22 protein-coding genes are annotated in these 20,415 nt (G+C 75.7%); 9 read left to right on the top strand and 13 right to left on the bottom strand.

Annotated features, from left to right (window positions below; all coding sequences use genetic code 11):
- Positions 1 to 11 precede the first annotated feature (11 nt).
- Positions 12 to 734, bottom strand: a complete 723-nt coding sequence (locus tag RMN57_RS10395) for a helix-turn-helix domain-containing protein (RefSeq protein WP_313763101.1) — start codon at positions 732 to 734, stop codon at positions 12 to 14.
- Positions 735 to 776: 42 nt separating this feature from the next.
- Here RMN57_RS10395 and RMN57_RS10390 point away from each other — a divergent pair, with 42 nt between their 5' ends.
- Together RMN57_RS10390 and RMN57_RS10385 are read left to right on the top strand one after the other, a co-directional pair.
- Positions 777 to 1,103 (top strand): rhodanese-like domain-containing protein, encoded by a 327-nt coding sequence (locus RMN57_RS10390; RefSeq protein WP_313763100.1) that lies wholly within the window; start codon positions 777 to 779, stop codon positions 1,101 to 1,103.
- 230 nt (positions 1,104 to 1,333) lie between these two features.
- Complete coding sequence (locus RMN57_RS10385) at positions 1,334 to 1,846, top strand: GNAT family protein (protein WP_313763099.1); 513 nt, start codon at positions 1,334 to 1,336, stop codon at positions 1,844 to 1,846.
- Between the two features lie 62 nt (positions 1,847 to 1,908).
- On the opposite strand, the gene RMN57_RS10380 is transcribed toward RMN57_RS10385, so the two are convergent.
- The 3 genes from RMN57_RS10380 to RMN57_RS10370 form a co-directional block, all read right to left on the bottom strand.
- Positions 1,909 to 2,253, bottom strand: a complete 345-nt coding sequence (locus tag RMN57_RS10380; protein WP_313763098.1) for a hypothetical protein — start codon at positions 2,251 to 2,253, stop codon at positions 1,909 to 1,911.
- Positions 2,254 to 2,344: 91 nt separating this feature from the next.
- On the bottom strand, positions 2,345 to 3,364 hold the full coding sequence (locus tag RMN57_RS10375) for a LacI family DNA-binding transcriptional regulator (RefSeq protein ID WP_313763097.1): 1,020 nt from the start codon (positions 3,362 to 3,364) through the stop codon (positions 2,345 to 2,347).
- Positions 3,365 to 3,486: 122 nt separating this feature from the next.
- Positions 3,487 to 4,350, bottom strand: a complete 864-nt coding sequence (locus tag RMN57_RS10370; protein WP_313763096.1) for a MurR/RpiR family transcriptional regulator — start codon at positions 4,348 to 4,350, stop codon at positions 3,487 to 3,489.
- A 52-nt stretch (positions 4,351 to 4,402) separates the two neighbouring features.
- Here RMN57_RS10370 and RMN57_RS10365 point away from each other — a divergent pair, with 52 nt between their 5' ends.
- Positions 4,403 to 5,335, top strand: a complete 933-nt coding sequence (locus RMN57_RS10365) for an EamA family transporter (RefSeq protein ID WP_313763095.1) — start codon at positions 4,403 to 4,405, stop codon at positions 5,333 to 5,335.
- 117 nt (positions 5,336 to 5,452) lie between these two features.
- Here the strand turns inward: RMN57_RS10365 and RMN57_RS10360 are convergent, their stop codons facing one another.
- From RMN57_RS10360 to RMN57_RS10340, 5 genes are all read right to left on the bottom strand, one after another.
- Positions 5,453 to 6,268 (bottom strand): GNAT family N-acetyltransferase, encoded by an 816-nt coding sequence (locus RMN57_RS10360; protein WP_313763094.1) that lies wholly within the window; start codon positions 6,266 to 6,268, stop codon positions 5,453 to 5,455.
- Between the two features lie 174 nt (positions 6,269 to 6,442).
- Positions 6,443 to 7,537, bottom strand: coding sequence for an exo-alpha-sialidase (locus tag RMN57_RS10355; protein WP_313763093.1), 1,095 nt, complete (start codon positions 7,535 to 7,537; stop codon positions 6,443 to 6,445).
- Between the two features lie 180 nt (positions 7,538 to 7,717).
- Positions 7,718 to 9,157, bottom strand: coding sequence for an NAD(P)/FAD-dependent oxidoreductase (locus tag RMN57_RS10350; RefSeq protein ID WP_313763092.1), 1,440 nt, complete (start codon positions 9,155 to 9,157; stop codon positions 7,718 to 7,720).
- Positions 9,154 to 9,627, bottom strand: a complete 474-nt coding sequence (locus tag RMN57_RS10345; protein ID WP_313763091.1) for an OsmC family protein — start codon at positions 9,625 to 9,627, stop codon at positions 9,154 to 9,156. The genes RMN57_RS10350 and RMN57_RS10345 overlap by 4 nt, the downstream gene beginning before the upstream one ends.
- Before the next feature lie 335 nt (positions 9,628 to 9,962).
- The gene (locus RMN57_RS10340) at positions 9,963 to 10,712 is read right to left on the bottom strand and encodes an alpha/beta fold hydrolase (protein WP_313763090.1); all 750 of its coding nucleotides are present in this window, start codon (positions 10,710 to 10,712) and stop codon (positions 9,963 to 9,965) included.
- 123 nt (positions 10,713 to 10,835) lie between these two features.
- Between RMN57_RS10340 and RMN57_RS10335 the strand changes: the two genes are divergently transcribed.
- A complete protein-coding gene (locus RMN57_RS10335) occupies positions 10,836 to 11,795 on the top strand; it encodes a YafY family protein (protein WP_313763089.1) in 960 nt (319 codons plus the stop codon).
- Positions 11,796 to 11,900: 105 nt separating this feature from the next.
- Here RMN57_RS10335 and RMN57_RS10330 read toward each other — a convergent pair whose 3' ends face one another.
- Complete coding sequence (locus RMN57_RS10330) at positions 11,901 to 13,484, bottom strand: APC family permease (protein WP_313763088.1); 1,584 nt, start codon at positions 13,482 to 13,484, stop codon at positions 11,901 to 11,903.
- A 167-nt stretch (positions 13,485 to 13,651) separates the two neighbouring features.
- On the opposite strand from RMN57_RS10330, the gene RMN57_RS10325 reads away from it, so the two are divergent.
- Complete coding sequence (locus tag RMN57_RS10325; protein WP_313763087.1) at positions 13,652 to 14,356, top strand: TetR/AcrR family transcriptional regulator C-terminal domain-containing protein; 705 nt, start codon at positions 13,652 to 13,654, stop codon at positions 14,354 to 14,356.
- A gap of 135 nt (positions 14,357 to 14,491) precedes the next feature.
- Here RMN57_RS10325 and trxA read toward each other — a convergent pair whose 3' ends face one another.
- A complete protein-coding gene (gene trxA, locus RMN57_RS10320) occupies positions 14,492 to 15,085 on the bottom strand; it encodes a thioredoxin (protein ID WP_313763086.1) in 594 nt (197 codons plus the stop codon).
- Between trxA and RMN57_RS10315 the strand changes: the two genes are divergently transcribed.
- The 4 genes from RMN57_RS10315 to RMN57_RS10300 all read left to right on the top strand — a co-directional run bounded on the left by RMN57_RS10315 (position 15,084) and on the right by RMN57_RS10300 (position 17,697).
- The gene (locus tag RMN57_RS10315) at positions 15,084 to 15,728 is read left to right on the top strand and encodes a hypothetical protein (protein ID WP_313763085.1); all 645 of its coding nucleotides are present in this window, start codon (positions 15,084 to 15,086) and stop codon (positions 15,726 to 15,728) included. The genes trxA and RMN57_RS10315 overlap by 2 nt on opposite strands.
- A 54-nt stretch (positions 15,729 to 15,782) precedes the next feature.
- The gene (locus tag RMN57_RS10310) at positions 15,783 to 16,355 is read left to right on the top strand and encodes a sigma-70 family RNA polymerase sigma factor (RefSeq protein WP_396327935.1); all 573 of its coding nucleotides are present in this window, start codon (positions 15,783 to 15,785) and stop codon (positions 16,353 to 16,355) included.
- The gene (locus RMN57_RS10305; protein ID WP_313763084.1) at positions 16,352 to 17,158 is read left to right on the top strand and encodes a zf-HC2 domain-containing protein; all 807 of its coding nucleotides are present in this window, start codon (positions 16,352 to 16,354) and stop codon (positions 17,156 to 17,158) included. The genes RMN57_RS10310 and RMN57_RS10305 overlap by 4 nt, the downstream gene beginning before the upstream one ends.
- Positions 17,159 to 17,427: 269 nt before the next feature.
- Positions 17,428 to 17,697 carry a DUF1876 domain-containing protein gene (locus tag RMN57_RS10300; protein WP_313763083.1) on the top strand — a complete coding sequence of 90 codons (270 nt, stop codon included), beginning with the start codon at positions 17,428 to 17,430 and terminating at the stop codon, positions 17,695 to 17,697.
- A gap of 339 nt (positions 17,698 to 18,036) precedes the next feature.
- Here RMN57_RS10300 and RMN57_RS10295 read toward each other — a convergent pair whose 3' ends face one another.
- Both RMN57_RS10295 and RMN57_RS10290 read right to left on the bottom strand, forming a co-directional pair.
- Positions 18,037 to 18,639 (bottom strand): PPOX class F420-dependent oxidoreductase, encoded by a 603-nt coding sequence (locus RMN57_RS10295; RefSeq protein ID WP_313763082.1) that lies wholly within the window; start codon positions 18,637 to 18,639, stop codon positions 18,037 to 18,039.
- A 133-nt stretch (positions 18,640 to 18,772) separates the two neighbouring features.
- Positions 18,773 to 20,302, bottom strand: coding sequence for an MFS transporter (locus RMN57_RS10290; RefSeq protein ID WP_313763081.1), 1,530 nt, complete (start codon positions 20,300 to 20,302; stop codon positions 18,773 to 18,775).
- Between the last annotated feature and the right edge of the window lie 113 nt (positions 20,303 to 20,415).

The raw sequence follows: 20,415 nt of genomic DNA, 5'->3' as shown, positions 1-20,415 counted from the left end.
GGCCGGTGGCCCTACCGCGCGAGCCGGCCGGCGAGCGCGACCGCCCCCGCCCGGATCCGCTCCTCGCCCAGCTCCGGCAGCAGGGCCGCCACGTGCTCGGCCGCGAGCGCCGCCAGCAGCGCGTGCGCGTCGTGCTCGGGGTCCGCCGCACCGGCGGCGGCGAGCAGGATCGCCGTGTGCCGGTGCCAGAACCGGTACGCGCCCACCCGGTAGCGCGCGCCCCGGCTGGCCGTCTCGGACATCCGCACCAGGTCCAGGTGCTCCAGCAGGTAGTCCAGGTAGGCGTCCACGAACGCGGCCAGCCGCTCGGTCGGCCGGGCCTGCGGCGTGCCCGCCGTCCCGCTCGTCGCCCCACCCGCCGGCCCGCTCGTCGCCGGCCCGCCCGGCCCGAGGGGGGCGGGACCGCGCAGGATCGCCTCCTGGAGCGTGCGCTCGCGGGCGTCGAGCAGCGCCACGCCCAGGCCCGCCTTGTCGCCGAAGCGGCGGAAGAGCGTGCCCTTGCCGACCCCGGCCGCGGCCGCCACCTGGTCCATCGAGACCGCCTCCACCCCGTGCTCGGCGAACAGCCGGGCGGCGGCCTCCAGGACGGCCGCCCGGTTGCGCGCGGCATCGGCCCGCTCGCTGGGCGGCGGGGTGCGCAGCAGTTCCAGCGGCACCGCCCCGCCGCCCGCCGTGGGGCCGCCCGCCGGGGGGATTGCAGAAGCGGACTGCGGTCCGTTATCGTTGTGAGCCATAACCGGACTATAGTCCGAATCGACTCCTCAGGAGGCAGCGTCATGACCGCGCTCATCACCCGGGACGAACTGGCGGCGGCGATCGAGGCGGGCTCCGTGACCGTCGTCGACGCACTCGGGGGCGAGTACTACGCCCAGCAGCACCTGCCCGGCGCCGTCGCGCTGGTCCGGGCGGACGTCGACCGGCTGGCGCCCGCCCTGCTCCCGGACCGCGACGCCGCGATCGTCACCTACTGCTCCAACCCGGCCTGCCCCAACAGCGGCCAGGTCGCCGAGCGGCTGGTCGCGCTCGGCTACACCGACGTCCGCAAGTACCGCGAGGGCATCGAGGACTGGACCGGCGCCGGCCTGCGCACCGAGACCGCCTGACCCGCTCCCGGCCGGGCGGGCGGGGGCGGCGGGACGGGGGTCCGCCGCCCTCCCCGCCCGGCCGGGGCCCGCCCGGCGGTGCGCCGGCCGCGCCGGCCGTCCGGGAGGGCCGTCGGCGTCGGTTGTCCGCGCAGGTCGGTCGCGAGGGCCTGCCCGGGGCCCGGCCGCCGGGCGTTCGGGGCGTGGAAAAGGGCTCGCCGGGCGTGCGCCACCGTGCCAACATGCCCCATATGGGGACGATTCTGCACGGCGCCCGCGTCACGCTCCGGCCTGCCACCGAGGACGACATCCCGTCCCTCGTGGCGATCCGCTCCACGCCCGAGGTCTACGCCCGCTGGCGGGGCGGCGACGACCTCGTCGACGCCGTCGCCACCGACCTCAAGGAGCCCGACACCGAGACCCTGGTGATCGTGGTGGCCGGCCGGATCGCCGGCGCGATCCAGTGGTACGCCAACAACGACGACGAGTACCGGCACGCGGGCATCGACATCTACCTCGACCCGGTCCACCACCGGCAGGGGCTCGGCACGGACGCCGTCCGCACCCTCGCCCGCCACCTCGTCGCGGACCACCACTACCACCGTCTGATCATCGACCCGGCGGCCGACAACGCGGCGGCGATCCGCTGCTACGAGAAGGTCGGCTTCCGTCCGGTCGGCACCATGCGCCAGTACGAGCGCGGCGCCGACGGCACCTGGCACGACAACCTCCTGATGGACCTCCTCGCCGACGAACTCCGCTGACCGGGCGGGGCCGGGCGCAGACGCCGTCGGGCCGTCGGCCGGTTCGGGAGTCGGGTCGGGAGTCAGGCCGGGCCGTCCTCGCCGAGGCGGGTGCGGATGGCGGGCAGGTTCTCCTTGACCCCGGCGTGGGCCGCCAGCCCGGCCGGGGTGATGTGGAGCCGGGCATCGGGGGTGCGGGCGACCAGGGCGCGGGCGAGGAGGGCGGCCGCGTCCGCCGCGAGGTCGTCCCCCGGCAGCAGATAGGGGCCGAGGGCGGCGTTCAGCTCGGCGAGCGTGCGGCCGGACGCGTCGGCGCCCAGGTCGTTCGGGGCGAGGTGGCGGAGGATCCAGTACTCGGGCTGGGAGAGGCCCAGCGCGGCGAGCTCGCGACGGATCCGGACGATGCGGTCGGTCGGTTCGGCGGTCATTGGGCCAGCATCCGACCTCAAGCCGACTTGACGTCAAGTCGCCCGCCCCGAACGGCTCGTGCCGGTCCGGGCGGGCGGTGCCGCGGCGGCGTCAGCCGCAGCCGCAGGAGCGGCGGACCACCAGGTGGGCGGGGAAGGTGCGCGCACCCGCCGGCACGAGGTCCTCGCCGTCCCTGGCCTTGAGGACCAGGTCGACGGCGGCCCGGGCCATCTCGACCTGCGCGGTCGCGACCGTGGTCAGCGGCGGTCCGGCGATGACGGCCTCGGCGATGTCGTCGAACGCGGCCACCGCGAGGTCCTCCGGAACGCGGATCCCGAGGTCGTCGGCGGCCCGGAGCAGGCCGATCGCCTGGTCGTCCGTCGCGCAGAACACGGCCGACGGCCGGTCGGGGCGGGCCAGCAGCCTGAGCGCCTCGGCGTGGGCGCGGACGCGGTCGAAGGGTGCGTGCGTCAGCCGGCCCTCGGTGGGGATGCCGGCATCGGCCAGGGCGGCGGCCCACCCCGCCGTACGGCCGGTCACCGGGTCGTTGGGGCTGAGCGCGGCGGTGCCGCCGAAGCAGTGCACCTCGGCGTGCCCGTGCTCCAGCAGGTGCCGCACCGCCTCGCGTGCCCCGCCCTCGTCGTCCGCGACGACGGCCACCCCGGACTCGGTCTCCGCCCGGTGGTGCAGCAGGACGACGGGCGTGCCGTCCGCGGCCTCGACGCCGGCCACCCCGGGGACGGCCGGGTCCTGGGTGACCAGGATCAGTCCGTCCACCTGCATGCCGAGGAACGCCCGGATGTAGTGCGCCTCCCGCTCGTCGGCGTAGTCGGAGTTGCCGATCAGCAGCAGCCGCCCGCGCTCGGCGGCCGCCTGCTCGACCATGTGCGCCAGGCCGGCGAAGAACGGCTGGCGCGCGTCCGGCACGACCATGCCGATCAGGTTGGTGCGGCGGCGCGCCATCGCCTGGGCCACCCGGTTCGGGCGGTAGCCGAGCTCCTCGACCGCTGCCAGGACGCGCGCCCGCGTGGCGGCCGCGACCGGCCGCGGCCCGTTGTTGATCACATAGCTCACCACGGCGGTCGACGTGCCCGCCGCCCGTGCCACGTCGTCCCGCGTCACCCTCACCATGCCAGCGAGCCTACACACCGGCTCTGACCAGCCGGTCCGCTTTCCGGGAAGGGGCCGCGGCGCGGGCCCGCGGCGCCGGCGCCGACCGCCCCGCCCCGACGCCTCCGCGCCGGCGCCCGGCGTCAGTACGCGTGGTCCGCCGTCACGTCGGCCGAGAGGTCGAGGGCCCGTTCCGCGGCCTCGCCCCGGTTCGCCAGCAGGATGGCCGTCAGGGCGTCGACCGCGGTCAGGTGGGCGATGCGGCTGGCGGTGGTCTCCAGGCCGAAGACGAGGTCCTGCCCGCCGGCGACGAGGGTGTGGGTGGCGGTCTCGGTGAGCGGGGAGCGCGCGTAGCCGGTGAGGGCGACGACCGCCGCCCCGGTGGCCCGGGCGCGGCGCGCGGCGTCCACGACCGTCTGCGTCGCACCGGTGTGGCTGACGGCCAGGCAGGCGCCCGTGGGCGGGAGCTGCGCCGCGGCGAGCTGGGCGGTCAGCGGATCGGCCGGGGCGTCGACCGGGATGCCCAGGGCGCGCAGGCGGTACGCCGCGTCGAGCACGACCGCACCGGAGAGGCCCGCGCCGACGACCACCACCCGGGTGGCGGCGCCCAGCACCTCGGCCGCTGCGCGCAGGTCGTCCGCGGACAGGGTGGTGGCCATCCCGTCCAGCGCCTCGCGGGCGGCGCGGACGGTGTCGGTGAGCGCCCGGGCGGCCGGGTCGCGCCGGTCGGCGGGGGAGGGCGCCGGTGGCGGGGCCTGCCGGACGGCGGCGATCTTCAGCTCCTGGTACCCGCGGAATCCGAGGCGCTGGCAGGCCCGCACCACGGACGAGGACGCGGTGCCGGCCAGCTCGGCGACATCGCTGACGCTCAGGTTCACCAGGTCGCCGCCGCGCTCCAGGACGACCTGGGCCACCCGCGCCTCGGTGCCGCGCAGCTCGCCGAGGCGGGACCGGATGTGCGCGGCCAGGTGGGATTCCAGCGGCGAGAATTCGGAACGGTCTTCCATGGATCTAGTTAGCGTGGAATTCGATTCCAGCCCTGTGGAGGGGAGCTTCGCCATGCCCGCATTCGTGCTGCCCGCCGCGGCACCGATCGCGCTGCCCACCGCGGTGCCGGTCGCCGCGTCGGCCGCATCGGCCGCGTCCACGCCGGCCGTGCCCGCGGTCGTGCTCGTCGCCGCCGTCCTGCACGCGATCTGGAACGGGCTGGCCCACCGGATCCGGGACAAGCTGGTCGGCTTCGCCCTGATCAACCTGGTGTACGCGGCCTGCGCGGTCGTCCTCGTCGTCCTCAACCCGGCACCGGCGGCGGGGGCCTGGCCGTTCCTGATCGCCTCGACGGTGGTGCAGGTGACGTCCCAGGTGCTGCTGCTCCGGGCCTACGAGCTGGGGGACTTCGGGCAGGTGTACCCGATCGCGCGCGGCTCGGCGCCGCTGCTGGTGGCGCTGCTGGCGGTCGCGCTGCTCGGTCAGGAGCTCGGCCCCGGGGAGCTGCTGGGCGTCCTGGTGATCTGCTGCGGTCTGCTCGGGCTGGCCCTGGCGAAGGGGATACCCGGGCGGGCGCAGCTGCCCGCACTCGCGGCGGCCGTCGGGACGGGCGTGATGATCGCCGGGTACACCGTGCTGGACGGCAGCGGTGTCCGGCACGCCGGGACGGTCGGCGGCTACCTCGCCTGGCTCTTCCTGTTGCAGGGGCTGAGCATGGCCCTCGTCGCCTGGCTCCGGCGCGGCCGGAGCCTGTTGGTCGGGGTCGGTCCGCTGGTGCCGGTCGGGATCGTCGGCGGGTTGCTCTCGCTGACCGCCTACGGGCTGGTGGTCTGGGCGCAGTCCCGGGGCAGCCTGGCCTCCGTCGCGGCCCTGCGCGAGACGAGCATCGTCTTCGCCGCGCTGATCGCCACGCTGGTCTTCCGGGAGCGGTTGGGCCGGTTGCGGATGGCCGCCAGTGCCACCGTCCTGGCCGGGATAGCGGTGCTGGAGCTGGCGCACCCGTAGCGCGCCCCGGCGCTGCGCCCCGTCCGGGTGGCGCGCGCGCCGCTCTTCGGCCCGGACGCCGGGTCACCGGGGCGCACCGGCGGCCGGACGGCCGGCAGGCGTCAGGGCGTCAGGGCGTCAGGGCACGACGACGGTCAACGACGACCGCGTCACCTGGAACCCCAGGTCCTCGTAGAGCCGGCGGGCCGGGTTGCCCTCGGTCACCGCCAGGCCGACCCGGGCGGCGCCGGTGGCGGCCGTGTCGGCCAGGGCACGGCGCAGCAGGTCGCGGCCGAGGCCCGGGTAGCCGAGGTCCGGGTGGCGGAAGACGTCCGAGAGCCAGGGGGTGCCGTCGTAGTCGGTCAGCACGGCGCCGGCCACCACCCGGTCGTCGCCGTCCACCGCCAGGGCGCTGGACGGCAGGACCGGCCCGACCGGCAGCTGTCCGGTCAGGAGGAGGTGCAGCCGCTCGTGGGCTTCGTCCTCGCGGCCGGGGCGGTGGTCCGGGTGGCCGGGGGCGTAGGCGGCGCGGCAGGACGCCAGCAGGTCGTCGGCCGGGCGGTCGCAGGGCACGGCCCGCAGCCCGTTCCGCAGCGGGGTGCCGGCCCACGCCGCCCAACCGGCGGCAGGAGGATCACCGGCCAGGTCCCGGTACATGGTGTGGCCGTGGCGGAGCGTCCTCGCACCGCGGTGGAGCAGCCGCCCGCCGAACTCGACCGGGCCCGAGACCACCCAGCCGGACAGCTCCGACAGCACGAACCCGACCGGGTCGGCGGTGCTCCCCCCGCGGTCGACGCCACCTGCGCCGGCCGCATCCGCCGTCGGCCCCTCGGGGACCAGTACCTCCAGGAGGTCGGCCCAGGGCCGTCCCTCCCGTTCACCGCGAACGTACCGCACCACGGGGAGGCCGTCGGGGGCGCGCCCGATCTCCCAGTTGGCATCCGCGTCAGCCACGCCGTCCGTCCGATCTCCGAGGGCAGTCGTCCGCCCGCCATCCTCGACGAGTACCCCTTCCGGGATCAACAGGATTGCCCGCACGGCCTGTTGGCCCGTAGCCCCGCACGGCTCGTAGCCCCGCACGGCCCGTCGGCCCGTCACGTCGGTCGGGCCGTCACGTCGGGTGGTCCGTCAGGCGATCACCGCGGCCCGGACGCAGAGCACGTCCGGCAGGTGGGAGATCAGCAGCGACCAGCTCTCGCCCTCGTCGGGGCTGCCGTAGACCTCGCCGTTGCGGTTGCCGAAGTAGATGCCGGCCGGGGCGGCGTCGTCGGTGCGCAGGGCGTCGCGCAGTACCACGCCGTAGTGGTCCTCGCCGGGGAGCCCCTCGGCGAGCGGGGTCCAGCTCTCGCCGCCGTCCTCGGTGCGGTAGACCCGGCAGCGGCGGTCCGGCGGGATGCGGTCGTCGGCGCCGCCGAGCGGGAAGAGGTAGGCGGTGTCGGCCTGCCGCGGGTGGGCGGCGACGGCGAACCCGAAGTCCGCGGGCAGGCCGTCGGTGACGAACTGCCAGCTCGCGCCGGCGTCGTCGCTGCGGTAGACGCCGCCGTGGTTCTGCAGGTAGAGCCGGTCGCGGTTGACGGCGTCACGGGCGATCTTGTGCACGCACTGGCCGAACTCGGGGTACTGGCTCTCCTCGGGCAGGAACTCCGCCCGCAGCCCCTGGTTGGACGGCTCCCAGCCGGCCCCGCCGTCCTTGCTGCGGTAGACGCCGCCGCTGGAGACCGCGACCAGCAGCCGTTCGGGGTCGCGGACGTCGGTGAGGATGGTGTGCAGGCCCTGACCGCCGTAGCCGGCGCCCCACTCCGGGCGCTGCGGGTGGTTCCAGAGCGATTCGACCAGCTCGAAGGTCTCGCCGCCGTCCGTCGAGCGGAAGAGCGCGGCGGGCTCGGTGCCCGCGTAGACCACTCCGGGTGCCTCGGGTCCGGCGGGCTGGAGCTGCCAGACCCGGGTGAGCGAGGCGCCGGTGTGCTCGGGGAAGCGGATGGCGGGCTCGGGCGGCTCGAACCAGGTCGCCCCGAGGTCGTCGGAGCGCCAGACCGACGGCCCCCAGTGGCTGCTGTCGGCGCCGACCAGCAGTCGGACCCCGCCTTCCCGGCGGTCGACGGAGACGGAGTAGATCGCGTTCATCGGGAAGTGCGGCCCGCTGAACTCCCAGCTCAGCCGGTCGCGACTGCGGCCGAGAAAGAGGCCCTTCTCGGTTCCGACGGCCAACAGCACCTCGGTCATGTGACACACCACCTGGTCGGCGAAGACGGCCCCCCCGGGGACACCCCCTCCACGGGCCAGTCTCCCGCCGTCCCCCTCGGGCCACATCTCGCCGCGCCGGTGTCCGCCGGCCGGGCCGCCGGGCCGCACCGGCGGAGGCTGCTCGCCCCCTACCCCGGCCCTCGGCCCCGGGCCGACCGCTCAGCCCCGGCAGCCCTCCAGCAGCCGCAGCCAGACCTCGCTGATCGTCGGGTAGGCGGGCACCGCGTGCCAGAGCCGGTCGATCGGCACCTCGCCGACCACCGCGACGGTGGCCGAGTGCAGCAGTTCGGCGACCCCGGGGCCGACGAACGAGGCTCCGACCAGCACCTGCCGGTCCAGGTCGAAGACCACCCGGGCCTTCCCCCGGTAGTCGTCGCCGTAGAGCGAGGCGCCGGCGACGGCGCCCAGGTCGTGGTCGACCGTCGTGACCCGCAGCCCGGCCCGCTCGGCGGCCTCCAGCGTCAGGCCGACGGCCGCCACCTCTGGCTCGGTGAAGACCACCTGCGGCGCCCCGGCGCTGTCGGCGGACGCGGCGTGCGCGCCCCAGCGAGCGGTGTCCAGCGGGCGCCGCTGGGCGCGCGCCACGATCGCGGCGCCGGTGATCCGGGCCTGGTACTTCCCCTGGTGGGTGAGCAGCGCCCGGTGGTTGACGTCCCCGGCGGCGTACAGCCAGTCGCCGTCGACGCCGAGCACGGTGCAGCTGTCGTCCACGTCCAGCCAGGCGCCGGGCTTCAGCCCGACCTGCTCCAGCCCGACGTCGGCGGTGCGCGGGGCCCGGCCGGTCGCGTACAGCACCTCGTCGGCGGCCAGCCGCTCGCCGTCCTCCAGTACCAGCGTGACCTCGCCGCCGCCGTCCACCCGCTCGACCGCCGTGACCGAGACCCCGAACCGCACGTCCACCCCGGCCGCCCGCAGCCCCTCGGCCACCAGCTCGCCCGCGAACGGCTCCATCCGGGGGAGCAGGCCTTCGCCGCGCACCAACAGCACGACCTCGCTGCCGAGCGCCCGCCAGGCGGTGGCCATCTCGACCCCGACCACCCCGCCGCCGACGACGGCCAGCCGGCCGGGGACGGCGGGCGAGCCGGTCGCCTCCCGATTGGTCCACGGACGGGCCTCGGCCAGGCCGGGCACGTCCGGCGGCAGCACCGGGCGGCTGCCGGTGCAGACCGCGACCGCGTACCGGGCGGTGAGCAGCCGCTCGCTGCCGTCCTCGCCCTCGACCGTGACCTTCCGCTCGCCCGCCAGCCGGCCGTGGCCGCGGACCAGTTCGATGCCGGTGTCGCGCAGCCACTTCACCTGGCCGTCGTCCCGCCAGTGCGAGGTGAAGGAGTCGCGCCGGGCCAGCACGGCGGCCGGGTCGAGGGCGCCGCCGACGGCCTCGCGGGCGCCGGCCACCCCGCGGGCACCGGCCAGTGCGGCCACCGGGCGGAGCAGCGCCTTGCTCGGCATGCAGGCCCAGTACGAGCACTCGCCGCCGACCAGTTCGCTCTCCACGACCACCGTCCGAAGCCCGGCGGCGGCGGTCCGGTCGGCCACGTTCTCCCCGGTGGGCCCGGCACCCACCACGATGACGTCGTACTCCTCGGGCGCGGTGGTCATGCGCGGTCCTCCGTGGTGTCGATGGCCACCCCGGCGTGCAGCGCGAGGGTGACGGGCGTGCGGTCGCAGATGTCGAGCAGCCGGGCACGCTGGTCGCCGTCGAGTGCACCGGTGAGGGCGACCCGGCGGGCGATCCGGCCGTTGCGTCCGTCCGTCTCGTAGCCGAGCCTGACCCGGACGGACTCCAACGGCCACTCCTTGCGCTCCGCGTACATCCGCAGGGTGATCGCCGTGCAGGAGCCGAGCGAGGCGAGCAGCAGCGCGAACGGCTCCGGTCCGCTGTCCGAACCGCCGCGCCGCACCGGCTCGTCGGAGGTCAGCGGGTGGGTGCCCGCCTTCACCTCCACGTGGTACGGGGCGTCGGCGGAACTGCCGGTCACGACAGCGGTGGTGACCCGCCGGAACGCCGGCGCGGCCGCGGCCTCGGTGGACGCCTGGTCGGCGTCCGGGCCGGTCGGGGTCTGGCTCATGGCGGGCTCGCCCTCGCTGTCGGTCGGGATCGGCAGGGGTCCGGCGCGCCGCCGGGGAGGCCGGCCGGCGCCGTGCCCATCCTGCGCCGTCCGTGCCCGTCCGCACAGCCGAACACGCGGGCGAGTGCACGGACGGTCAACCGCCGGGGCACGGACGGTCAACCGCCGGGGCACGGACGGAACGGCCCGACGCCGGCGGCGCACCCGGCCGCCGGCCGCCGAGCGCCGGCCCGGAGCCACCCAGGCCTAACCACTCGCGGCCCGCCGAGGTCCCGCGCGCCGCCCCGGGCGGCGGGCGCGCCCCGCCCGCGCGCGCCCGCCCGCGTGCCCGGGCCTCACCGCTGTGGCAGCTCCCCGATCTCCGCCAGCACCGCCGCCGTGTCGGCCGGGCGGGAGAACATCGGCCAGTGCCCGGTGGCCAGCTCGCGCAGCTCCCACTCCGGGCCGCCCAGCGCGGCGAAGTACGGGTGCCCGGCCGCGATCATGGCGCGTACCTGCTCCAGCGGGAAGGAGCACGAGACCAGGGCCTTCGGCAGCGTCTCCCCACCGCCGGTCAGCCGCAGCGGCTCGGTCACGGCCGCGAACGGGTGCGCGGTCGCCCGCTCGCGGAACCGGGCCAGTGCGGCCTCGTCCATACCGTCGATGCTGGTGCCGGCGGCGACGAAGTCCTCGAACGAGGGCAGCGGCAGCCGGTGGCCGTCCACCACCGAGGCCTCCATCTGCGCCCGGTATCCGGGCTCCCAGAGGTCGGCCAGCGCCGCGCCGTCGGGGATCGGGCCGCTGTCGACGTAGACGACGCGCCGGATCCGCTCGGGCATCCGGTCGGCGGCGCCGGTCACCGGGACGGCCGCGCCGCTGTGCGCGACCAGGACGACGTCCCAGAGGTCCTCGCGGGTCATCAGGTCGGTCAGATCGGTGACGTGCCGTTCCACGCCGACCTCGGGCCCGGCCTCGCCGGACCGCTCCGCGAGGCCGGTGAGGCTCACGGCGTGGACGGTGTGCCCGGCGGCGCGCAGCGGTCCGGCGACCTCGTCCCACGCCCAGGCGCCGAGCCAGAGTCCGGGGACCAGTACGAACGTGCTCATGGCGGATCACTCCTTATTCGGGCAGCCCTCACCCCGGGCCGCCCACCGGTGGCGGTGGCGCTGACGTCTCCGACCCTAGGATTGGATCCGGACAGATGTCGCCCGGATTAGCTGAGGGAAAACTTGGACCACCCGGTCAGCCGCGTCCTCGCCCTGCTGGAGCTGCTCCAGGCCCGGCCCGGCCTCACCGGCGCCGAGCTGGCCGAGCGGCTGGGGGTCGACGAGCGGACCGTCCGCCGCTACGTCGCCCGGCTGGTTGACCTGGGCATCCCGGTCCGGGCCGACCGCGGCCGCTACGGCGGGTACCGGCTGCTGCCCGGGTTCCGGCTGCCGCCGCTGATGCTCACCGGGGACGAGGCCGCGTCGGTCGTGCTCGGGCTGCTCGCCGGGCGGCGGTCGGGCCTGGCGGTGGGGGAGCAGGCCGCGGAGTCGGCGCTCGCCAAGATCCAGCGGGTGCTGCCCCCGCAGCTGCGCGAGCGGGTCGAGGCGGTGGAGCAGACCCTCGGGCTGACCTCGGCGCCGGCGCCCGGTCCGAACCCGGCGGCGGCCGCGCTCTTCACGCTCGCCGAGGCGGCCCGCCGCCGGCGCCGCGTCCGACTCGCCTACCGGGACCGCCACGGCGTGCCGACCGACCGCGAGTTCGACCCGTACGGGCTGGTCTTCCACTCGGGCCGCTGGTACACCACCGGGCTGGACCACCGCAGCGGCGAGCAGCGCACGTTCCGGCTGGACCGGATCGGGTCGGCCGAGCTGCGCGAGGCGGCGTTCGAGCCGCCCGAGGACTTCGACCCGGTCCAGCGGGTGATGGAGTCGTTGGCCTCGGTGCCGTGGACGCACGAGGTGGAGGTCCTGCTCACCACGACGCTCGCCGAGGCCCGCCGCCGCATCCCGCCCGCCGCGGGGACGCTCACCGAGAGCGGCGACGGCCGCGTCCGGCTGCGGGCCCGGGCACAGAACCTCGACGGGATGGCGATGATGCTGGCCGGCCTCGGCCATCCGTTCACCGTGCTCCGGCCGGACGCCCTGCGCGACGAGGTGCGCGCCCTCGCCGCCCGGCTCACCGAGTGGAGCGCGGAGCCGTAGCGATGCGGAGCCGCCGCAGTGCGGAGCCGTCGCAGTGCGGAGCCGGAGCAGGGGGCGCGGCGGTCGCCCGCTCCGACGACCCCGCCGCGCCGCGCCCCGCCCGCGTCAGAGCACCGCGGGAGCCGGCTCCTCCGGGCCGCCCGGCCGCTCGCGCTCGCCGAGGGCGTCGTCGCGCATCAGCCGCTGCGGCCGCCGGACCAGCAGGTAGCCGAGGCCCGCCAGGGTCACCAGCCCGGTGCCTAGCAGCGCGGCCCACACCTGGTACCAGGGCGCGCCGGGCGGCGCGAGGATGGTGCGCGGCCAGCAGATGTTGACCACCTCCAGCCCGGTCCACACCACCGCCAGGGCGTTGACCAGCGTCCCGACCCGCCCGTAGGAGACCGGGCCGCAGGGGCGCCAGCCGGTGCGCAGCCGGGCGAGCAGGGCGGCCAGGCAGAGCAGGAAGAACGGCAGGAAGGTGGCGGCGGTGCCGAAGGTGATCAGGCTGCCCATCGCGGTGGACTCCAGCCCGAGCGGCAGCGCGGCCGCGCTGACCAGGGTGGCCGCGACCAGCCCGCCGATCGGCGCCCGGTGCCGGTTGACCTTGCGGACCTTGGCGGCGAACGGGAAGACGCCGTCGCGGGCGAGCGAGTAGAGGCCGCGGGCGGCGCCGCCCTGCGAGGCCATCAGGCAGGCGGTGAACGAGATCAGGACGACCACCACGAACGGCTTGGCGGCCCAGTCGCCGAAGCCGGCGGTGACGGCGGTGGTGACCGGGTCGAGGTCCTCCCCGCGGACCACGGCGGCCGGGTCCGGGTGGGCCAGCTCGACGGAGACGGCGTTGAGCACGACCACCGCGCCCACGCTGAGCAGCGCCCACCACATCGCGCGCGGCACCTGGCGGCCGGCGTCCTTGGTCTCCTCGGCGGTGGAGACGCAGGCGTCGAAGCCGATGAAGGCCCAGCCGCCGACGGCGACCACGGCCAGGAAGGCGCCGCCGGTCGAGACCCCGGCGGTGGCGGGCGCGTCCAGCAGGTCGGTGAGCAGGCCGAAGCCGTGCGCCCGGAAGAAGAGCAGCAGCGCGAAGCCGACCAGGACCGAGGCGACCGCCTCGGCGGCGATGCCCAGCGAGACGAACCACCGCAGCAGGTTGATCCCGTAGGCGTTGACCAGCGCGCAGAACAGCATGAACGCCGCCGAGACCAGCACCAGCTGCGCCGGCGTGGGCGTCAGGCCGAACAGGGCGAAGAACCAGGGCGAGGCCAGATAGGCCACGGTGGTGTTGGCGAACATCACCGCGAACTGCCACAGCCAGCCGGTCAGCCAGGCGAAGGTCGGCCCGGCCAGGCGCCGGCTCCACTGGTAGGCGCCGCCGGCCAGCGGCCACTGGGAGGCGAGCTCCGAGTAGACGGCCACCACCAGCAGCTGGCCGAGCAGGCAGACCGGGAGTGCCCAGACCCAGGCGCCGCCCGCCACGCCGAGGCCGACCTGGCTCACGGCGTAGAGGCCGACCACGGGGGAGACGACGGCGAAACCCATCGAGATGTTGCCGAGGACGCCGAGGCTGCGGCGCAGCTCCTGGCGGTAGCCGAGAGCGGCCAGCCGGTCGGCGTCCGCGGCCGGCGCGGCGGCTGCGGGCGCCGCCGGGGAAGCGGCCGGGGTGGCCGGGGGAGCCGGGGAGGTCCGGGCTCTGGAGGGGTTCTCGGTCACGGGGCGTCCACCTTGCCGTCGTCCGGGGCGGGCCCGCACCGGGCCCGACATGAAAAACTAACTTTGTTAGTCCGGGACGGTAGCCTGCCGACCCGGGGCATCGGAAGAGCCGAAACCGGTCTGTAATAACGTGGGGCGACCGCAGCCGGCCGGGAGGGGCGAACACCGTGGGACGACCGAGCAGGCCGCTGCTGAGCAGGGAGAGCATCGCCCGGGCCGCTCTCGACGCGGTCGACGAGCAGGGTGCGGACGGCCTCACCATGCGGGCCGTCGCGGACCGGCTGGGGGTGAAGGCGGCCTCGCTCTACAACCACGTGAGCGGCAAGGACGAGCTGATCGACGCGCTGGCCGAGCTCGTCAACGCGGAGATCGACCTGGGCCCGCTCGCGCCCGCGACCGAAGCGGCCGATGCGACCGATGCGGGTGGTGCGGCCGGTTCCGGCGGCGGTGCCGACGGCGACTGGCGGGCCGGTGTCGCCGCCTACGCCCGCGGCTACCGCGCCGCGTTCCTGCGTCACCCCCACACCATCGCGCTGCTCGCCCGCCGCCGGGTCGGGGCCGAGCGCCAGCTGCTCGGTTACGACACCCTGCTCGCCGCGCTCGGCCGGGCCGGCCTCACCCCCGCCGACGCGGCCGAGGCGGCCGCCGCGCTCGACTACCTGGTGCTCGGCTCGGCGCTGGAGACCTTCACCGCCGGATTCGCCCGGCCCGCCGCCGAGTACCGCCCCGGCTACCCGGCCCTGGCCGGCGCCCTGGAGGCCTCCGCCGAGCGCAGCGGGGGGCCGGGCGGGGGCGCGCCCGGGCTGGACGAACGAGGCTTCGAGCTCGCCCTGCGGCTCCTCCTCGACGGTCTGGCCGCCCGCCCGGTGTGAGGGCCGACCAGCCCCGGCCTGAGGCCGACCGGTCCCGGCCCGAGGCCGACCGGTCCCGGGCACGCAGACGGACCCGGGCACGCCGGCGGCCCGGGCGCCTCATACGCCCGGGCCTACCGCCGTCACGAAGTGGTGTCAGGCCTGCGGGGCAGCCTTCTGCTCCGCCTCGACCTTGCGCTTCACCTCGGCCATGTCCAGCTTCCGCGCCTGGCCGATCAGGTCCTCGAAGGTGGCCTCCGGCAGGGCGCCCGGCTGCGAGAAGACGAGCACGCCCTCGCGGATGATCGCCAGCGTGGGGATCGACTGGATGCCGAACGCCGCGGCCAGCTCCTGCTGCGCCTCGGTGTCCACCTTGGCGAAGACGAGGTCGGGGTGGCGCTCCGCCGCCTTCTCGAACACCGGCGCGAACTGCCGGCACGGGCCGCACCACTCCGCCCAGAAGTCGATGAAGACGAAGTCCTTCCCCTCGGGGCCGGGGACGATCTCGTCGAAGTTCTCCTTGGTCAGCTCGACCGTGTTGCTCATCTCGCGATTCCTGCCCTTCCGGAGGCGGCGGTTCAGGCCATGTGCCCGCGACAACCGCCGCCGCCCGCGGGCTATTCCGAGGCTTTCCGGCGGCCGGTTGAGCACTTCGCCGATCCCGTCCGTACAAGTGGGTGTCCGTACCCCGCGCGGCCCGCCGGAAGGCGCGTCCCGCCGGGGGCCCTGTCCCACGGGGGAGCGCACCATGCACAGCACCAGCTCTACCAGCCGTACGCATCGCACCGCCCGGATCGGCCGGCCCGGCCGGATCGCCGTCGTCGCCGCGGCCGGGATCGCCGCGGGCGCCCTGGCCGCCGGCTGCGGGTCGTCCGGCTACTCGTCCTCGTCCGGCTCCGGTTCGGGGGCGGCCACCACCGCACCCGCCGCGCCGAGCAGCCCCGGCAACTCGGGCACCCAGGGCGGCGCCTCCGGCACCGTCGCCCTGCAGACCGCCACCGACCCCAAGCTCGGCGCCATCGTCACCGACGGTGCGGGCTTCACCGTCTACCGCTTCGACAAGGACACCGCCAACCCGTCGATGTCCGACTGCAACGGCACCTGTGCCGCGACCTGGCCGCCCGTCCCGGCCTCCGGCGGGGCCACGGTCAAGGGCATCGACTCCAAGCTGGTCGGCACCGTCACCCGGGCCGACGGCAGCAAGCAGCTCACCCTGAACGGCTGGCCGGTCTACCGCTACGCCCCGGACACCAAGCCCGGCGACACCAAGGGCCAGGGCGTCCAGGGCACCTGGTTCGCGCTGACCCCGACCGGCGCCAAGGCGGGCGCACCCGCGAGCTCCCCGTCGGGCGGCTCGATGTCCAGCACCCCGGGCGGCTACGGCGCCTACTGAGCCGTCCCGGCGGTGGTCCGGCCCGGACGTGGAAATCTCGACCCGGAGGTACGGGTGCGCGAAGATGGCGTGGTGACCGAGGAGCACCCGCACCGCGGTGCGGCCGCAGGAGGCGGCGGTGCCCCGGACGAGGACCTCATGCGCGCCCTCTACCGGGACCATGCAGGGCCGCTCTTCGGGTTCGTGCTGCACCTGGTCGCGGGGGACCGCCAGCGCGCCGAGGACGTCGTGCAGGAGACGCTGGTCCGGGCCTGGCGCAACATCCACCGGCTCGACCCGTCGGCCGGCTCGCTGCGGCCCTGGCTGGTGACGGTGGCCCGGCGGATCGTCATCGACGGCCACCGCAGCCGCCTGGCCCGGCCGGACGAGGTCGACCCGGCACCGCTGGAACTGCTGCCCGCCGAGGACGAACTCGACCGCGCGCTCAGGCTGATGACGATCTCCGAGGCGCTCGGCGACCTCTCGGAGGCGCATCGGCAGGTGATCGTCGAGACCTATCTGATGGGCCGCACGGCCAACGAGGCGGCGGCCGAACTCGGCATCCCGGCCGGTACCGTCCGGTCGCGGGTGTTCTACGCGTTGCGCTCGCTCAGGCTGGCGCTGGAGGAACGGGGAGTGACATCGTGACAGCGTCCGAGCCCGGTCCCGGCGGCCCCGAGCGGAAGCCCGCCGGCCCGGAGCGGGCCGAGGGCTCTGAGCCCCCCGTGCAGCCCGCCGGTCGTGGCGTCGACCACGTGGACGTCGGCGCCTACGTCCTCGGCCTGCTCGAACCGGAGGAGCGGGCCGCCTTCGCCGCACACCTGGAGACCTGCCCCGAGTGCACCGCCCAGGTCGCCGAACTCGGGCCCGTCGAGCCGCTGTTGGCCGAGTACGCGGCGTCCGCCGAGGCCGCCGGGCTGGACCTCGCCGACCCCGCGCCGCAGCCGGACCCGCTGCTGCTGGACCGGCTGGTCGCCGAGGTCACGGTCGTCCGCCGACGGGGCCGGGTCCGCCGGCTGGTGCTGGTCGCGGCGGCGGCGGTCATGGTGGCGGCCGGTCCGGCCGTCACCGCCGTCGTGGTCGGCGCGGACTCCACGCCCGGTGTGGTCGCCGTCGCCGAGCAGAAGTTCAGCGCCACCGACCCGACCACCGGAGCCAGCGCCACGGTCGGGCTCGACGGCGCGGCATGGGGGAGCCGGGTCAGTCTCGAACTCTCGCACGTACCAGGCCCGTTGAGCTGCGAACTGGTGGCCGTCTCGGGCACCGGCGCGCGCCAGACCGTCACCACCTGGAGCGTCCCGGCCGCCGGCTACGGCACCGCGGGCGCCCCGGGCGCGGTGCTGCACACCACCGGCGGCACCGGTCTGCAGCCCGGTGAGATCGACCGCTTCGAGGTCCGCACCCTGGACGGTGCCACCCTGCTGGTCACCGTCCCCGCACACCCGGCCTGACCGGTCGGCCTGACGCCGGACCCCGGCGGCTTCACCCGATCGGCCGCACCGACCGTACCGACCGGCCCGCCCGCCGGCGCGGGCCGACAAGGCCCACCGCGACCCACCGCGACCCGCCCGACCCGCCCGGATCGGGCCGGACCGGTGGCCGGTGCGGGCCGTCCCCCGGCCCGACGAGCTGTCCGGGCCGCCGCCCCGGAGGGCTCTGGCCTGGTGTTCCCGCGGGGTGCGGCGCACCCTGGAGGAGTAACCGCTGGAGGTGATCCGCCATGCAGACTCTTGTCGGTTGGCACATCGAGATGGAGTTCCGGGAGGAGGGGGCGCGGACGGCCGCCGCCGCTCTGCTCCGGCTGGGCGACGGGACGGAGCTGCGCGCCCACGGGTACACGAGCCGTCACCCGTCCGACCCGGAACAGCTGCGGGTCGGTGAGGAGATCGCGGCGGCCCGGGCGCTCAACGACCTCGCCTCGCAGTTGCTCACCAAGGCCCACGGCGAGATCCAGGAGGTCAGCCCGATTCCGACCCACCCGCTGACGTGACGGCGTCGGAACGCGGCGGCGCCACCCGGGCCGCGCCCGGTGGACCGCCCGACCCGCAGCCCCGGAGGTCTCGGGCGCCGCTGCTCTGTCCGCGCTGCGGGCACGAGCAGCGGGTGGTGCCGGGCGGCCCGGAGCGCGCGGTGCGGGTGGTGCACGTCGGCACCGGCCGGGAGGCGTGCGAGCCGGGTGATCTCGCCAGGGCACCGGAGGACGGAATCTGACACGGCGCGGGGCGCACCGGCCACCCCGGTCCGCCCCGCACCGGCGTGCGTCCACGTGCCCGCAGCCACGGCGCCGACGGCCGCCCGCGCAGGGCTCGGTTCGAGCAGGACGCAGGGCTCAGTTCGGGCAGTACGTCGTGGGCGGCGGCCACTCCGGCCCGATCAGCCGCGGCTCCAGCTCGTTGATCGTGATCCGGATACCGACGGTCCCCGCCAGACCGAGCCGGAGCCGGCTGCGGGCCAGCGCGATCAGCGCCGACATGCCGTACTTGTTGAGCAGCGAGATGCGGTAGCGCGCGGTCGCGTCCGCGTCGCAGACCGCCGCGCGGGCCGGGACCGGGCGACCGGTCGGGCGCCCGTGGGAGTCGCAGGGGCCGACCAGCACCCGGGGGTGGCGCCGGATGCGCTCGGCCTCGTCGGAGTGGGTCGTGGTCCAGATGCCGAGGGCGGTGCCGTCGGCGACCACCCAGCTCTGCGACTCCACCCGGCTGCCGTCGTCGCCGAAGGTGGTGAGCAGGAGGTACCTGCTGTCGGCGAGATCGTCGGTGCGGTCGTCGGTGCGGTGGTGCACGATGTCCTCCCGTTCCACGTCGGGGGCGGTCGGGGGCGGTCGGTGGCCGCGGTGCCGCCACCGGCTGCCGTCGCCGTGCGGCGCACGGGACGGACACGCCCGGGTGCGGGTGAGCGCACCGGCCGGGTGGGCCACTCCATTCTCGTCCACCGGGGCCGCCGGTTCGAGGGGGATGCGGCTGCCCGTGGGCGGTGGGGCCGGTCCCGCGCCGGAAACGGCGAGCGGCCCGCCCGGTGTCGGAACACCGGACGGGCCGCTTCGCACCCGAGTGGACCCCCGGCCGTCAGTGCACCAGCACCGGGATGTCGTTGCTCGCCGTCGCGCCGTCGCCCGACGAGGCGGCCACGGTGCTGCCCGGGCGACCGGCGTTGACCAGGACGAAGGCGATCGCCGCAGCCGTCACCAGGATGCCGAAGGACCACCAGATCGCGGTCGAGAAGCCGTGCACCATGCCCTGGAACTGCGCCGCCTTGGCGGCGGCGGGGCTGGTCGCGGCGCCCGCGTGGGCGGCCAGCCAGGTGGTGGTGGCGCTGGCGGCGATGGTGTTCAGCAGCGCGGTGCCGATGGCGCCGCCGACCTGCTGGGAGGTGTTGACCATGGCGGACGCCACGCCCGCGTCGCGCGGCTGGACGCCGTGCGTGGCCAGGCTCATCGCCGGCATGAACGCGGTACCCATGCCGAGGCCCATCAGGATCAGGCCGGGCAGGATCAGCGCCGGGTACGAGGTGTCCAGGCCGATCTGGGTGAGCAGCAGCATGCCGATCGAGGCGACCAGGAACCCGGGGGCCATCAGGAACCGCGCGGGAACGCGGGTCATCAGCCGGGCGCCGATCTGGGTGGAGCCGGTGATCATGCCCGCCACCATCGGCAGGAAGGCGACGCCGGTCAGCACCGGGCTGTAGCCGAGCACGATCTGCAGGTAGTAGGTCAGGAACAGGAAGAGGCCGAACATGCCGATCACGGCCAGGCCCAGCGACAGGTAGACCCCGCCGCGGTTGCGGTCCAGGACGACGCGCAGCGGCAGCAGCGGCGCCTTGACCTTCCGCTCGACCAGCACGAACGCGGCCAGCAGGACGGCGGCGGCGACGAACAGGCCGATGGTGATGCCGGAGGACCAGCCGTCGGACTCGGCGCGGGTGAAGCCGTAGACCAGGGCGACCAGACCGGTGGTGACCAGCAGCACGCCGGGGACGTCCAGGCGGTTGCGGTTGCGGCCCTCGGCGGGCTCGCGGATCACCAGCACGGCGCCGACCGCGGCGACGATGGCGAACGGGATGTTGACGAAGAAGGTCCAGCGCCAGTTCATGTACTCGGTCAGCAGACCGCCGAGGATCAGGCCGATCGCGCCGCCACCGCCGGCGATGGCGCCGTAGATGCCGAACGCCTTGGCGCGCTCCTTGGCCTCGGTGAACATCACGGCCAGCAGCGAGAGCGCGGCCGGCGCGAGCAGGGCGCCGAAGACGCCCTGGAGGGCGCGGGCACCGAGCAGCATGGCGGTGTTGGCGGCGGCGCCGCCCAGGGCGGAGGCCAGCGCGAAGCCGGTCAGGCCGACCACGAAGGTCCGCTTGCGGCCCCAGAGGTCCGCCACCCGGCCGCCGAACAGCAGCAGGCCGCCGAAGGCCAGGGCGTAGGCGGTGATCACCCACTGGCGGTTGCCGTCGGTGATGCCGAGGTCCTTCTGGGCCGAGGGCAGCGCGATGTTCACGATGGTGGCGTCGAGGACGACCATCAGCTGCGCGAGGCCGATGAATATCAGTGCCTTCCAGCGCCGCGGATCAGGCTGCGTGGCGGACAGGGCGTCGGTTTTTGGCATGGGGGTACTCACTTCACGGTGCGGTGCGTGCACGGTAGGGGCAGTCGGCGTGCGGAGGACCGGCCGCGCGGTGCGCGGCGGTCGGGTCATCGGGGCCGGCCGTCGGAGCGGCC

It is taken from the genome of Kitasatospora sp. CM 4170, from assembly GCF_032110285.1.
GTDB lineage: Bacteria > Actinomycetota > Actinomycetes > Streptomycetales > Streptomycetaceae > Kitasatospora > Kitasatospora aburaviensis.
The sequence above is the reverse complement of the archived record's forward strand: the minus strand, read 5'-3'. Positions and strand labels throughout refer to the sequence as shown.